Raw genomic sequence first — 14,933 nt, forward strand, 5'->3', positions numbered from 1 at the left:
ATGAAAACCATCACGAAAATCACGCTTCACGCATGTGCCGGTACGCTGGCCATGGCCGCCGCCCTGCCCGCCATGGCGCAGGAAGCCGCGCCGCAGGCCACGCAGGAAACGAGCAGCAACGACAACTCGGTGCTGAGCGGCGAAATCGTCGTGACCGCGCAGAAGCGGCAGGAAAACGTCCAGAACGTCGGCATCGCGATCACCGCCTATTCCGGTGACCAGCTGCGCGCGCTCGGCATCCAGCGCAGCGCCGATGTCGCCAGCTTCTCGCCGGGCGTTTCGATCTCGGGCAGCCTTGCCGGGCAGAACACCCAGTTCACCATTCGCGGCGTCGTCCAGAACGATTTCAACGACATCGTCGAGGCGCCGAACGCGGTCTACCTCGATGAAGGCTATATCGCGGTTGCGCAGGGCCAGTCCTTCGCCGTGTTCGATATCGACCGCGTCGAAGTGCTCAAGGGTCCGCAGGGCACCCTGTTTGGCCGCAACGCCACCGGCGGCCTGATCCACTACATCAGCCACCTGCCTTCGCTCACCAAGTGGGAAGGCTATGCCGATGCCCGCTATGGCATCATGGACAGCACCGGCCATCCTGGCGTGTTCACGCTGGAAGGCGCGGTCGGCGGGCCGCTGAGCGACAAGATCGCGGTGCGCGCCGCGGGCCGCTGGAACAAGCAGGACGCCTACCTCAAGAACCAATACCCGAAGGGTGCAGTCGGCGGATCGCCGGGCGTCGGTGCGGGTGCTGATCTGGGCAACGACGATACGCTGGCGGGCCGCTTCACCGTCCTGATCGAGCCCAGTTCCTCGACCCAGTTCATCCTTTCGGCCAACGGCTCGCGCTCGAAGGTCAATACCGGCCCCTATACCCAGAAGGCGACCATCGCGCAGTTCGATGCGAACGGCGAACTGATCAACGTGCTGGATGTCGGCCCCAACGAAACCCGCGCTTCCATCGGCGTGCCGGGCGGGCCGCGCGTCGTGAACGGCGATGCCGGGTCCGACCTCAACAACGACGGCATTTTCGGCGGCCCCGGCGAAATCTATGGCCGTGCCCCGGGCGCGGACTTCTTCGGCTACCATGCGCCGGATCCCAAGACCCGCACGCTTTCGAGCGACTTCGCGTTCAAGAATCAGGGCCATGTCGATACCTGGGGCGTGAACCTGCGCGCCAAGTTCGATCTCAACGACAACATCACGCTGTCGTCGGTCACCGACTACAAGAACTTCAAGAAGCTTCTGTTCATCGACGTTGATGCCGGCCCCGCCAACCAGCTGGCCAACTATGGCAACGTCGATGCCAAGAGCTTCACGCAGGAACTGCGCCTCAACGGCAAGGCGGACCGCCTGAACTGGGCTGCGGGCCTCTACTTCCTCCATATCGACAACCTGTCGAACAACGGCCTCAAGGCGCCGCTCAATGGCCTCGTCCCTGGCAACCCGATCGACATCGCCTCGATTGGCCACCTCAAGACGACCAGCTATTCGGCGTTCGGTCAGGTCGACTATGACCTGACCGACAAGTTCCGCGTGATCGTGGGCGCGCGCGTGATCCGGGAGAAGAAGGACTACGACTTCATCCAGCAGCTCTACATTTCGCCCGATCCGCGCCAGATCCAGCCGCCCCAGACCGTCCCCGGCTTCCCGCTGACCATCGGGCCGACGTATCCGGGCGGCGTGCCGACCCCGTACCTCGACAAGGATTCGAAGACCCTGTGGGCAGGCAAGGTGCAGTTCGAATATCGCCCGGCGGAAGGGGCACTGCTCTACTTCGGCGTCAACCGCGGCGTGAAGGCGGGCAGCTATAACGCCCAGCTCAACGGCGGCCTGCCGACCCCGGATTCCGCAATCAAGTATGGCTCGGAAACGCTGTGGTCCTACGAAGGCGGCTTCAAGCTTTCGATGCTGGACAACAAGGTCCGGCTGAACGGCGCGGTCTACTACTACGACTACAAGAACTACCAGTCGTTCCTGTTCACCGGGGTTGCGGGCCTTGTCATCAACGCCGATGCGCGCACCTACGGCGGCGAAATCTCGCTGCAGGCGAACCCGATCCCCGGGCTCGACGTGGCGCTGACGTTCTCGCAGTTCAACGCCAAGGTGAAGGACGTGCCGCTGCGCGTGGGCGGCCCGATCCGCAAGGATCTGAAGCCCACCTATGCGCCTGAAACGCAGGCTTCGGGCATCATCCGCTATGGCTGGGACATGTTCGGCGGTGAAATGGCGGCCAACGCCAACATCTCCTACTCGTCCTCGTTCTTCTACAACCTGCGCAACTTCGATGCGGACAAGTTCGGCGGCTTTGCCAATGTCGATCTCGGTCTGAACTGGACTTCGGCCAGCAAGATGTTCGAGGTTGGCCTGCGCGTGGATAACGCCACCAACAAGCTGATCGGCCTGCAGGGCTATGACCTTGCCGGGCTGTGCGGGTGCAACGAGGTGTCCTACCGCCTGCCGCGCACGTTCTCCGTGCGCACGCGCGTCAGCTTCTAGTCCTCTGGCGGCCCCTGCCTGATCGCAGGCGGGGGCCACCACCTTTGCAAGGAAATACCCCGCGTGGCCGCCATCAAGCGCATCCTGATGATCGTTCCGGTTCCGGTGCCGGCCTTCGCCATTCCCGGCTTCGCGGGCCAGATCCCGGCGGAGCTCATTCGCCCCGACATCGCCATCGATTTTGTGGGCTGCCGCAACGGCGCGAACCTGATCGATTCCCCCTATGAGCAGGCGCTGGCCGATACTTGGGTGCTCGAAGCCGGGGCGCGTGCCGAAGAGCAGGGCTATGCCGCCGTCTGCATCAATTCGATGAGCGACAGCGGCCTTGCCGCACTGCGTTCGCGCCTCTCGATCCCGGTGGTCGGCCCGGGGCGTTCTTCGTTCTTCCTCGCCGCAGACCTCGGCAAGAAATTCTCGGTGCTGACGATGTGGAAGCGCTGGCACTCGCTGTATGAAAAGCTGGCGGTGGAAACCGGGCTGGGGCACCGGCTCGCCTCGATCCGCGATATCAATGTGCGGCCCGATACGGCGGAACTGCTGGCGGGCAAGGAAGACATCGTCTTCGCCAAGCTCGAAGAGCAGGCGCGCAAGGCCATCGATGAAGACGGCGCGGATGTGCTGATCCTTGGCTCCACCACCATGCACCAGTCGGCCACCTGGCTCGCCTCGCGCGTCGAAGTGCCGGTGCTCAATCCGGGTCTCGTCGCGTTCAAGCAGTGCGAGACGCTGATCGACCTCGGCATCGCGCAGTCGAAGACCACCTACTTCCCGCCCGAAATCGCCAAGGACGATCTGCTGGACCCGGTGGCATCGCTGTTTCCATGAGCCGACCTTTTCGGATCGGGCAGATCGTGCCCAGTTCCAACACCACCATGGAAACCGAGATTCCTGCGATGCTGCGCGCGCGCGAAGCGGCGTTTTCGGAACGCTTCACCTTCCATTCCAGCCGCATGCGGATGATGCATGTGGTGAAGGAAGAACTGGCGGCGATGGACGCGCAGTCGCTGCGCTGCGCCGCCGAACTGGCCGACGCGCGGGTCGATGTGATCGGCTATGCCTGCCTTGTCGCGATCATGGCGATGGGCCTTGGCTATCACCGCACCAGCGAGGGCAACCTTGCCGGGATTGCCACGCAGGAAGGCGGCCCGGCACCGGTGGTGACCAGCGCGGGCGCACTGGTGAAGACGCTGGAGGAGCTGGGGTTCCGGCGCATTGCCGTACTCGCGCCCTACATGAAGCCGCTGACCTGCACCGTCACCGACTATATCGCGGCCGAAGGCTTCACGGTGCAATCGGTCCATTCGCTGGAAATCTCTGACAACCTTGCCGTGGGGCGGCGCGATCCCTTTGCGGCCATCGAAGCGGCGGGCGCGCTCGATCTGGCCGGTGCGGATGCCCTCGTGCTGTCCGCCTGCGTGCAGATGCCTGCCGCCGCCGCGATTGAGGCGGCGCAGCAGCGCTTCGGCCTGCCGGTGGTGACAGCGTCCAGCTGCACCGTGCGGCAGATGCTGAAAGCGCTTGACCTGCCTCCCATTGTGCCGGGATACGGCGCGGCCCTATCTGCATGAGCCTATATGCGTGACCTTGTCTGCATGACCGCTGTGCTCGATAAAGGCGCCAAGCCGCCCGTGAGGAGCACCCGCAGCGCCATGAAATCCGAGTATTACCGCAACTGGCACCTCGCCAAGGACGAGACCGAGTTCAAGGTCACCGAAATGGAATTCGCGCTGCTGCGCGTGCTTGAAGCGTTTGCGCGCTGGGTGGCGGCGGCGGACGAGATTGTCGGCCTTTCCGAACTGAAGCACGCCGAGCACGTGATCCTGCACGTGATCCGCATGCAGAACCGGCCCAAGAGCGGCACGACCATCGCCCGCTTGCTCAACCGCGACGACCTGCCCAACATCCAGTACAGCCTGCGCAAGCTGGAAAGCTCCGGCCTGATCCACAAGAACAAGGAAGCGGGCACCAAGAACCACTCGTACTCGATCACCAAGCTGGGTGAGCGGCTGACGAACGAGTATTCCAAGCTGCGCAGCGAGATCCTGATGCGCAAGTTCCGCAGCCTGACCGACTTCGACGAGCGCGTGGAAGACGCGACCGAACTCCTCTCGATCATCACCGGGATCTACGAGGAATCCGCCCGCGCCACGGTGACGCTGAACCGCGCGAGTGACGTTTAGAGGTATTGGCTAGACGCGGACCTAAGGTCTGATCTCATCGCCAAGGGTGTATTTGGGAAGTTCGACCAAAGCCGCTTCGAACCCTTCACGAATCTGGGTCTGGGTGAAACCTCGGTCCCAGAGTTCGGTCATGAGATAAGCCATCGCCTGAGGCATCAATGGGATATTTGGCCAAGGATTGCTTTGGTGGAGTGCCCGAAGCTCGGTGGCAAATGCCTGCACTGCGGCAAGTCCAGCATCTTGCCACTTATCATCGGAATCTTCTTCGGACATTCCACTCATGAATTTGAAGGTATTGATTCGACTGAAGGTCCGCAATGGGGTCGCTCCCGGGCCAGCAGGGGTCGATCTTCCTTAAGCCTCAATACCAACCTGCATTAACCATGCTCACTGCCCCCCTCCCCGGCGGGGAGGGGTCGGGGGAGGGGGTACGACGTTTCCGGCAAGCTCCAGTTACCCCCACCCAGCCTCCCCCGAACGGGGGAGGGGCAGAGGCGTGCAGACAAACGCAGATTGTTGCCGGCTGCTTCCACCTTGAGACAGAAATTAGGACCTACAGCCCCAGCTCACTCCTCGGCCGCATCAGCGTGTCGATGCAGGCGTAGAGGATTTTCTCAAGGCACGGCATGAGATCGGGCACATAGGTCGCGCCCATGCCGCCCAGCCCTTCGGCGATGGGTTCGGGCGATCCTTCCGCCGGCCAGGGCCAGCCGATCCGCGCCGTGGGCACGCCGAGGCGGCGCAGCGCCGCTCCGTCGGTCTGCCCGCCGAGCGGATCGGGGGTGACATAGGACCGCTGCTCAATGGTTTCCCACCCGCGCCGGCAGGACTGGATGATCCAGTTGTCCGGATCGGTGGTGCCTCCGGGAGTGGAGCCATACATTTCCCAGTCGCAATCGATATCCGGGAAGCGCGCCGCCAGATCGTGCATGAACGCCTCGAACTGCGCCTTGACCTCGCCCGGCGTGGTGCGCGGGCTGATGCGCACATCGAAGAATATTTCGGTGACGGCGGTGGGGAAGGCCGGACGTTCCGGCCAGCCGCCGCGCACGCCTGCGATCCAGCCGTGGGGGTAGATGTCGCCCGAGCGGTTCTTCTCGGCATAATCGATCAGCCATTGTTCCAGCTCGAGGATCACGGTGGCGGCCGGAACCACCGAGCTGCGGAAGGCAGGCAGGCCGCGCGGCACCCCGGCATAGCCGAGCGTGCCCTTCACCTGGATCTTGAACCAGCCCATGCCCGGCTCTTCGTGATAGACCCAGTTCCACGGCTTCATGATGATCGCGAAATCGGGCGCCATGCCGCGATTCAGCAAGTGGTGGACGCCGTGGCTCATCCCAGCATTGTCGCGCTGCGGGATCGTCACCGGCATGCCGCCATCGGCAAAACCCACATTGAGCGTGCCGAGCATCGGCACGTCTGCCTCGATCAGCGCGTTTGCCACTTCGAGCAAGCTGGCGACCATCGCCTTGGGATTGGACGAACCGAGCCCGTACACCCAATCGCCGACCATCTTGGCCGAAGGGCGCAGATCGGCAAACTGTTCCGGGCCAGCCCAGGGGAAATCGGTCTCGTCGCCTTCAAGGTGCGTATCGATCGGGGCGTAAAGCAGCAGAGTCGCGCCGCCACCTGTCCCGCGCTTTTCGCCCAGCACGTTGGACGAGATCGGCGTCATCGGATCGAGCTTTGCGTCAAGCCCGATGCGCGCCATGTGATCGGCCACGAATTCCGCCGCATTGCGGGTCGCGCCGGTGGGCGAATGGATATCGGTGATATCGAACAGGAGCTGCTTGAGCCGCGCTGGATCGAGCTTGGCCCGCGCCCGCGCATAGGCAGCTTCCATTTCGGGCGTGAAGGGCACCGCTGCGGTGGGTTCCATGGTCAAATCTCCCTGATCGCGGCGAGGGCTGCAATGGCCCGCGCATTGGAAAGCAGTTGCCGGTCCGTGCCGGGCGCGCCGATCACTTGCAGCCCCAGCGGCAGGCCATCGGCGCGCCACGCGGCCGGAAAGCCGAAGCAGGGCGCACCGAGCGCGGTCCAGATGCGCTGGAACACGGGATCGCCGGTTGCGCTGTGCCCTGCGGGCGCTGCGCCGGGCGCGCCGGGCACGAGCAGCAGGTCGACGCCTGCGAAGACTTCGCCCGCCAGCGCCTTGCATTCGCGCTGGAGCGCAAGCGCGGCCTGATAATCCGCTTCGCTTTCCGCCGCCCCGCCATCGATCATGGCGATGAAGGCGGGGCTGACTTCGGCGGCATGGTCGCGGCGGATATGGCCCATGGCCATCGACGCCTCACGCCGGTGGATCAGCAATTGCGCGGCAATCAGCCCGGCGAAGGGCGCGGGCAGTTCACGATCCTGCACGACATGCCCGGCCGCGCGCAGCGCATCGGCAAAGGCGAGGAAGGCGGCCTGCATCTCCGCGCTGGCGGCATCCCACGCCGGACTGCGGCAGAGGCCCACGGTGAGGTTGGCAGGGGACTGCGGCACCGCATCCTCGCCCGCCAGCACCGCGTCTGCCGCCGTGATCACCGCCAGATCGCGCCCGAACAGACCCAGCGTATCAAGGCTGGGCGCGGTTTCGAGAACCCCGCCGAGCGGATAGCGGCCGAACGTGGGCTTGAAGCCGAAGGTGCCGCAGAAACTGGCAGGGCGGATCACCGAACCCGCCGTCTGCGTGCCCAGCGCGAGATCGGCCTGACCATCGGCGACGACCGCCGCCGATCCGCTGGACGAGCCGCCGGGGGTATGCGCCGGATTGCGCGGATTCGTGGTCGGGCCGGGGTGATAGGTGGCGAACTCCGCCGTCACCGTCTTGCCCAGCACCACCGCGCCCGCCGCACGCAGCCGGGCGACGCTCTCCGCATCGGCCGCAGCGATATTCCCCGCAAACGCCTGCGAGCCATGCGCGGTCGGCATGCCCGCCACGTCGATCACGTCCTTGACGCCGAGCACCAGGCCCGCCAGCGGCCCGGCACCGCCCGTCGCGGTCTTGTCCACATAGGCCCAGCCCTGCACTTGCGGCTGGCGCGCCTCGATCCGGGCGAGGCAAGTCTCCAGCGTCATGCGCTCAACCGCCCACGAACCGGTGGCCCCAGAGCATGGGCGCGTCATAGTTGCGGATTTCCCAATCCGGCCCGATCTCGCGCCCGCCGTAGCCATATTCTAGCCAGAAGCCCGAAGGCGTCTGCAGGTAGAAGCTTTGCATGTGGTCGTTCGAATGCTTGCCCGGCTCAATCATCACCGGAATGCCCATGTCGCGCACGATGTCATAGCCATAGCCGACATCGTTGTAGTCAGTCGCCTCGACCATCAGGTGCATCAGCTCGCCCGCAGGCGTATTCGGCCCGTCCTTCATCAGCGCCAGCGTGTGGTGGCGCACGTTGCAGTGCATGAACACGGCGTCGTTATCGTCCCACGCGATGTAGTCGGATATCGAGAAGCCCATGATATCCTGATAGAACTTCACCGAGGCGGCGAGGTCTTTCACCCAGTAGACGACATGGCCAAGGCCGAGATTGCCGGTCTTGTAACCGCTGATGCCGCGGCTCGGCGCGAAGGGGGTGTTGGAGACCAGCGGGCCGTAATAGATCTCCTGCCGGTTGCCGATCATCGGGCACGTGAAGCTGTAGAGCTCCTTGACCTTGCGCTGGGCGCACAAGTCCGGCCCTTCCTTGACGACGACCACGCCCTGATTCTGGAGGCTCTGCACCAGCGCCGCAAGCTTGGCCATGCTGCCCACTTCCCAGCCGATGGCTTCGACACTGTCGGTGCTGTCTGCGGTGAGGGTCAAGCGGTGGTGGTAGCTGTCGATACGGTAGTCGATAGCCCCTTCGCGCTCGCGCGGTTCCATGCCGAACACGCGTTCGAGCAAGCTGCGCCAGGCATCGAGCTTGCTCACCTTGAGAGCCATGTACCCCAGACTGTCGACGCCCAAATCCCCTGGCATATCCCCCAACTCCTGCTTGGTTTCAGCTCGCGACGAACTGTTCCGCGTGAATATTGCCGGGCGCAACGCCCAGTGTCTGCAAATGGCGGCGCGCCGCCTCGATCATGCCCGGCGGGCCGCACAGATAGGCGACCGTTGCCGGATCGAGCGGTCCATCTGCGCCGACCGCCTCGACCGGATTGCCGATGCGCACGCCATTGGGCGCGGGGCCGCGATCAACCGAGGTGGTGACGGAAAGGCGCGGCAGCCACATCTCGCGCAGGCCAATCGCCTCGCCGTGAAACAGGCCCTCGGCGCTCTGGCAGCCGAAGCTGAGGTGGATCGGCGGCTTCAGGCCGGGCCTCGCGCGGATCACGTCGATCATGGACATCATCGGGGCAAGGCCGGTGCCGCCCGCAATCATCACCAGCGGCGCCTTGCCCGTCTCCTGCAGGAAGAACGCGCCGTATGGACCCAAAATCTCCAGCACCGTGTCCACTGCCGCCTGGCCCAGCAGCCATTCAGACATGACCCCGCCCGGCAGCAGGCGGATGAGCAACTCGATCTTCGGCAGTTCCGCCGGGGTGGAGGCAATCGAATAGCTGCGGGTCTGGTCGGTGCCCGGCACCTTGATCTGGATGAACTGGCCGGGCCGAAACTCGAACCAGCAATCCTCGGCCAGTTCAAGCTCCAGCCGCATCACATCGGCGGCCACGCGTTCCACGGCATTGACGAAGGCATGGCCTTCCACTGCGCGGTTTTCGCCAACCTTGCTGTCGTAGGGCAGCGCAAAGCGGCAATCGCCTTGCACGCCGGTGACGCACAACAGGCGCTGGCCTGCCGCGCGTTCGGAGGCGAGGAGCGAGGAGCTGCATCCGGGCAGCGTGCCCGCCTCGCCCTCCACCAGCGTGGCCAGGCAGCTGGAGCAGCTGCCCGAGCGGCACTGGTGGAGCAGCGGAAGCCCCGCCGCCAGCCCGGTTTCGAGCACGCTGGCGCCGGATTCGACCGCCAGTTCCTGCTCGGTCCCGTCGCTGAAAGCCAGGGTAACCCGGTGCACCGCCTGATCCGCCATTAGTAGTTGTTCACGTCTTCGATCTTCTGCACGAAGTATCCGGGTGCCTTGCCCTCGGCGAGGTTGCGCAAGCGGATGCTCGAGGTCTTGGTAGCCCCCGGCACACCCTTGCCCGGCTTGGCGATGCCCCGGTTCCAGCGCGAGGCAAGCTTGCGCCAGGTGATCGGCGAGATGTCGGTCGAAACCAGCTGTTCGGCATCCCAGCCGGTGCCATCGGCGTAGAATTCCTCCATCGCCTCCCGCGCATAGAGATCGCAATCGTTGAACCCGCGCAGGCACAGCGGCAGGAACACGCGGTCGAAGCGGTGCTTGAACGCGGCCTTTTCCTTGTCGGTCGGGCAGACCTTCACCATGACTTCCCAGTATTCGTAGGTGTCGTCGGTGATCGGCACGTACCATTCGTACTGGACGATGTGCTCCTCGGGCCAGTTTTCCACCATCAGCACGCCCGGCATGACCACCGACGTGCGATAGAACCGGCCATTGAGGCTGTCGATCTTGAGGCCGAGCTGCTCGTTTTCCAGCACCGGCTTCCAGCGGTCGGTAAACAGCCACTGCATCATGCCCTTGGGGCCGTCCTCGTCCTCGATCAGCGTGATCGGCTCTTCGTGATTGGGCAGAATGCCCAGCGGCAGCACCCAGTTCAGCGCGTGGACGATGGTGTTGTCCATGTGGACGAGGATGTGCGCGTTATCGAAGCCGTTTTCGCAGGCGATGCGCCAGTTGCTCTGCCCGGTGCGATGCATGCCAAGCGCCACCGCGCCCTCATCGTACAGGCTGGGCGCAGCGGGCCACAGCGGGTGGGGGAACTTCTCGCTGTTTTCCGGAAAGCGGATCGGCAGATCGGCCGAAAGCGGCGGTACGTCTTCCAGCGGGAAGTCATCCTCGCGCACGAACACGAAGATCATGCCAGCCACTTCCTCGACCGGGTAGGAGGTGATGCCGGTGGTGCCGACCAGCGGATCATCCGGGTTCGCCACGATGGTGGAAAGCTTGCCGTCATCGAGATCGAACGTGAAGCCATGATACCAGCAAGTGATCGTGCTCTTGTTGAAGCACATCGGCTTGGCCGAAAGCCGCACGCCGCGGTGCAGGCACTGGTCCTTAAGCGCGAAGACCTTGCCATTGACGCGGCGCAGGACGATCGGAACGCCCGCGATCTGGATGCCTTCGACCTTGTCCTCGGGCAGTTCCTCGGTGAACAGCGCGGGATACCAGTGGTTGATGAAGCCCCAGGCCGCGTCCTTGTAGGGCTGGTACTGGCTCTGGGTCTTGCTGTCGTTGATGCGCTGATCGCTGGTGGTGTTGATCCGCACCGTGCTGCGGCGGCGGACTGGCGTGGCTTCATTCATCTCGCAGATCCTTTCAGGCGGGCGGACAAAATTCTTTCTTGTTCTTGTTCAAAGCGTTCCGAGGAGGAAGCGGGAGACGACATCGTCGTGCTCCTCCGGCCGTTCCCACTGCGGCCAGTGCGCGCAGCCGCGCATGATGTGCTTCTTCGCGCCGGGGATAAGGGCTTCCAGCCGGTGCGCGGCATCTTCGCCGTGGATCGGGTTCTTGTCCGTCCACAGTACCAGCGTGGGGCAGGTAATCTTCACGATGTCCGCTTCCTGCCAGTAGAACTCGGCAATGTTGGGCGCGAACAGGCGTTCGTAGTATTCGATCAGCGCGGTGCGCGTTTCGGGGATCGACCACAGCGCGCGGCGCAGATCGACCAGTTCGTCGGTCACTCCGCCCAGCGGCATCAGCCATTCCAGCCGCTTGCGCAGCAATTCGGGCGTGGGATTGAGCAGCGCGTTCATCGAAGTCTGGCGCAGCGCATCGAGATCGGAATCGCCCTCATGCACATGCTCGGGATCGAGATGCATGCCCCACGTGGTGTTGAGGATGACCTTCGAGGTGCGATCCGGGTGGTTGATCGCCATGTCATAGGCGATCCAGCCGCCCAGCGATTCGCCTTCGACCACGGCCTTTTCGATGCCCATGTGATCCATCAGGTTGAGCAGCTGATCGGTGAACTGGGTGAGCCAGTTTTCCGGCGCGCGGGGCGGACCATCCGAATAGGTGGGGCGCGAGGACATGCCGTGCCAGATGAAGTCGATGGCGTGCGGCTGGCACACTTTGGCCAGGCGCGTCATGTTGCGGGAATAGGTTTCGGCATGGCCGCCGCCGCCATGCAGCAGGAACACATGCTCACCCTCAGCCCCCTTGGCACCGGGTGCGGAGATGCAGCGGGTCACATACTTGCCCGTATCGATGAAACGGGTCTCGCAGCCCAGCAGGTCAACATGGATGGTCACGCAGATAACTCCCCATGGGCATCGGTCGGCGCCGCGCCCTTCCCTTATTGCTGGCAGAGGTTGAATCGAAAATCAATTGAAATTCTATCGAGGGTCCTCCTGGAGCTTGACAGGCTCCGTGGCTGGACGCAACATAGTTTAAACTTGAAATAATTAGCTGGCGGAAGCGCGCGCGAGGCCGCCACACACGCCGCCCAATAGTGAGCCACACAGTCGGAGGGACAGATGCCAGCAGTTGAAAACCGGATGCGCAGGGCGAATCACTTCAAGCTCGGCACCTTCTCCACCAACTGCTCCAGCGGCATGTCCGTCACCAAGATTCCTGAGCGCTGGGATGCCAGCTGGGACAGCAATCTTGCGCTCTCGAAGCTGCTCGATGATGCCGGGATCGACTTCATGCTGCCGATCGCGCGGTGGATCGGCTATGGCGGCGAAACCAACTTCCACGGCCATGTTCTGGAAACGATGACCTGGGCGGCGGGCCTGCTCGCATCAACCAAGCGCATTTCGGTGATCGCCACGATCCACACCGCCTGCAACCATCCGGTCGTCGTCGCCAAGCAGATCGCCACGATCGATGCCATCGGGCAGGGCCGCGCCGGGCTGAATATCGTGGCCGGATGGAACAAGCCCGAATACGAAGCGCTGGGCATGACGCTGCCCGACGACCACGAGACGCGCTACGCCTATGCGCAGGAGTGGTTCGACATCATTCAGGAGCTGTGGGCCAAGCCCGGCGCGTTCGACATCTCGACCGAGCATTTCAACCTGAAGGGCATTGAATCCGAGCCCAAGCCGGTCAACGGTCGCCCGCCGATCCTGAACGCCGCCGGTTCAGGCCTTGGCCGCGAGTTCGCGACGCGCAACGCCGATTTCCTGTTCACCTCGGTGATCGATTTCGACCGCTCGCGCGAGGAAATCGCCGAATTGAAGGCGCAGGCCAGCGCGCAGGGCCGCGATGTCGATGTGCTGACCTTCAGCCATGTCGTGTGCCGCCCGACCGAGAAAGAAGCGCAGGATTACCTGCAGCATTTCGCGCAAGACAACGCCGACTGGGAAGCGGTCGACAACCTCGTGCGGCTCCAGTTCGCCCACGCGCAGAGCTTCCCGCACGATCTGCTGGCGCTGATCCGCGACCGGTTCGCCATGGGCCACGGCGGTATTCCGCTGATCGGCACGCCCGACCAGGTGGCCGACGGTCTGTGCCAGCTGCACGAACTGGGCCTTGGAGGCACCACGCTCTCGTTTGTGGATTACGGCAAGGAATTCCCGTATTTCCGCGACAACGTGCTCCCGATCCTCGAAGCCCGCGGCATTCGCCAGCCGGGCTGAGGATGCCTCTTACGCGTCTGCCACCGGCGTGGCAGGCGCGCCTTCGGGCATATAGTACCGCTCCATCCGGCGCTTGAGATCAGCGGGAATCGGCTGCGAGCCCTTGGCATTGGCATCGGTGAACAGCAGCGTCTGATGGACGCGCATCCGGTGTTCGCCCCGGCACGATACTTCGTGGCGCAGATCGAACGAGCTGGTGCCGAAACGCGTGACCGAGGTTTCAAACGTCAGCCGGTCGCCCATCATCGAGCGGCCGGTGAAATCGACGTTGAAATGCACCGTCGGGGTCGCGAGGTTGCGGTGGAACAGCAGCCCGGAAAAGCTGGCTTCCAGCGCATCCTCGAACCAATCTTCGACCACGCCGTTGATCATCTCGAAATAGCGGGCGTAGAAAACGATCCCCGCCGGATCGCAATGCGCAAAACGGACGAGGACTTCACGTTGGTAGGCAGGCATCAGGTCGCTCCGGCACCGCTCAGGACCTGGCGGGCAATGATGAGCTTTTGCACTTCGCTGGCGCCTTCGTAAATCCGCAAAGGACGGATCTCGCGCAGCAGTTCTTCCACCACTTGCCCCGTCACCACGCCGAGCCCGCCGTGCAGCTGCACCGCCTTGTCGATCACGATCTGCGCCTGATCGGTAGCATAGAGCTTGGCCATCGCCGCCTCGCGGCTGACGCGGCCCTTGCGGACATCCTTGGTCCAGGCCGCGCGGTAGACCAGCAGCGCTGACGCATCGATGTCGATGGCCATTTCGGCGATCTGGCTCTGCGCGATGGGCATGTCGGCCAGCGTGCCGCCAAACAGCTTGCGCGATTTGACGCGCTCAAGCGCCTCATCCAGCGCGCGGCGGGCAAAGCCGAGCGCGGCGGCACCCACGGTGGAGCGGAAGATATCGAGATTGGCCATCGCCTGCGCAAAGCCCGCGCCCGCCGTGCCGACCAGCGCGTCCTTGGGCACTTTCATGCCATCGAAGCGCAACGTGGCGAGCGGATGCGGCGCGGCGACATGAATGCGCTCGGCAATTTCCAGCCCCGGCGTATCCGCATCAATCACCAGTGCGGAAAGCCCGCGTGCGCCAGGGGCTTCGCCGGTGCGCAGGAAGGTGACGTAGAAATCCGCGATCCCGCCGTTGGAGATATAGGTCTTCGCGCCGTCGACGCGGTAGTGGTCGCCCATGTCGGTAGCGGTGGAAGCCGTCGCCGCAACGTCCGAGCCGCTATCCAGTTCGGTCAGCGCGAAGGCCGCCACGAGTTCGCCGCGCGCCACGCCGGGCAGGTACTTCGCCTTCTGTGCGTCGCTGCCAAAATTGGAGATGACGCCGCTGCCCAGCCCCTGCATCGCGAACACGAAGTCGGCGAGGCCGAAGTGCCGCGCCAGCGTTTCGCGGATCAGGCAGAGCGAGCGGACATCGAGTTCTGCGAACATCCCGCCGTGGCTGGCGGGCACGCAATAGCGCAGCCAGCCGCCTTCACCGAGACGCCGGACGAGAACGCCGCAGGTGGCATCGACATCGCCGTGATCGTGCGCCAGCGGGGCGATGTGCTCCGCCGCCCAGGCATCGAGTTCGCGCGCCAGCGTGCGGTGGTGGTCTTCAAGGAAGGGCCAATCGAGAAAGCTGGTATCGGCCAT

14 protein-coding genes are annotated in these 14,933 nt (G+C 64.1%); 5 read left to right on the plus strand and 9 right to left on the minus strand.

Going from position 1 to position 14,933, the window contains the following annotated elements:
* The 4 genes from CFE35_RS19300 to CFE35_RS19315 all read left to right on the plus strand — a co-directional run bounded on the left by CFE35_RS19300 (position 1) and on the right by CFE35_RS19315 (position 4,673).
* Entirely contained in the window at positions 1–2,493 is a 2,493-nt protein-coding gene (locus CFE35_RS19300) for a TonB-dependent receptor (RefSeq protein WP_292933143.1), read from the plus strand.
* A 63-nt stretch (positions 2,494–2,556) separates the two neighbouring features.
* Complete coding sequence (locus tag CFE35_RS19305) at positions 2,557–3,318, plus strand: aspartate/glutamate racemase family protein (RefSeq protein ID WP_292933145.1); 762 nt, start codon at positions 2,557–2,559, stop codon at positions 3,316–3,318.
* Positions 3,315–4,061: an Asp/Glu racemase gene (locus CFE35_RS19310; RefSeq protein WP_292933147.1), complete on the plus strand. Its 747-nt coding sequence runs from the start codon at positions 3,315–3,317 to the stop codon at positions 4,059–4,061. Before CFE35_RS19305 ends, CFE35_RS19310 begins: the two co-directional genes overlap by 4 nt.
* Positions 4,062–4,142: 81 nt before the next feature.
* Entirely contained in the window at positions 4,143–4,673 is a 531-nt protein-coding gene (locus CFE35_RS19315) for a winged helix DNA-binding protein (RefSeq protein ID WP_292933149.1), read from the plus strand.
* Positions 4,674–4,694: 21 nt separating this feature from the next.
* Here the strand turns inward: CFE35_RS19315 and CFE35_RS19320 are convergent, their stop codons facing one another.
* The 7 genes from CFE35_RS19320 to CFE35_RS19350 form a co-directional block, all read right to left on the minus strand.
* Positions 4,695–4,955 carry a hypothetical protein gene (locus CFE35_RS19320; RefSeq protein ID WP_292933151.1) on the minus strand — a complete coding sequence of 87 codons (261 nt, stop codon included), beginning with the start codon at positions 4,953–4,955 and terminating at the stop codon, positions 4,695–4,697.
* A gap of 271 nt (positions 4,956–5,226) precedes the next feature.
* A complete protein-coding gene (locus CFE35_RS19325; protein ID WP_292933153.1) occupies positions 5,227–6,552 on the minus strand; it encodes an acetylornithine deacetylase in 1,326 nt (441 codons plus the stop codon).
* A gap of 2 nt (positions 6,553–6,554) precedes the next feature.
* The gene (locus tag CFE35_RS19330) at positions 6,555–7,736 is read right to left on the minus strand and encodes an amidase (RefSeq protein WP_292933155.1); all 1,182 of its coding nucleotides are present in this window, start codon (positions 7,734–7,736) and stop codon (positions 6,555–6,557) included.
* Positions 7,737–7,740: 4 nt separating this feature from the next.
* A complete protein-coding gene (locus CFE35_RS19335) occupies positions 7,741–8,583 on the minus strand; it encodes a VOC family protein (protein ID WP_292933157.1) in 843 nt (280 codons plus the stop codon).
* A gap of 58 nt (positions 8,584–8,641) precedes the next feature.
* Positions 8,642–9,655 carry an FAD-binding oxidoreductase gene (locus CFE35_RS19340; RefSeq protein ID WP_292933159.1) on the minus strand — a complete coding sequence of 338 codons (1,014 nt, stop codon included), beginning with the start codon at positions 9,653–9,655 and terminating at the stop codon, positions 8,642–8,644.
* Between the two features lie 14 nt (positions 9,656–9,669).
* Entirely contained in the window at positions 9,670–11,022 is a 1,353-nt protein-coding gene (locus CFE35_RS19345; RefSeq protein WP_292933161.1) for a Rieske 2Fe-2S domain-containing protein, read from the minus strand.
* Between the two features lie 48 nt (positions 11,023–11,070).
* Positions 11,071–11,970, minus strand: a complete 900-nt coding sequence (locus CFE35_RS19350) for an alpha/beta hydrolase (protein WP_292933163.1) — start codon at positions 11,968–11,970, stop codon at positions 11,071–11,073.
* A gap of 225 nt (positions 11,971–12,195) precedes the next feature.
* On the opposite strand from CFE35_RS19350, the gene CFE35_RS19355 reads away from it, so the two are divergent.
* Positions 12,196–13,302 carry an LLM class flavin-dependent oxidoreductase gene (locus CFE35_RS19355; protein WP_292933165.1) on the plus strand — a complete coding sequence of 369 codons (1,107 nt, stop codon included), beginning with the start codon at positions 12,196–12,198 and terminating at the stop codon, positions 13,300–13,302.
* Between the two features lie 9 nt (positions 13,303–13,311).
* Here CFE35_RS19355 and CFE35_RS19360 read toward each other — a convergent pair whose 3' ends face one another.
* Positions 13,312–13,758: a thioesterase family protein gene (locus tag CFE35_RS19360; RefSeq protein WP_292933167.1), complete on the minus strand. Its 447-nt coding sequence runs from the start codon at positions 13,756–13,758 to the stop codon at positions 13,312–13,314.
* Positions 13,758–14,933 carry an acyl-CoA dehydrogenase family protein gene (locus tag CFE35_RS19365; RefSeq protein ID WP_292933169.1) on the minus strand — a complete coding sequence of 392 codons (1,176 nt, stop codon included), beginning with the start codon at positions 14,931–14,933 and terminating at the stop codon, positions 13,758–13,760. Before CFE35_RS19365 ends, CFE35_RS19360 begins: the two co-directional genes overlap by 1 nt.

Source organism: Novosphingobium sp. PASSN1 (genome assembly GCF_002278815.1).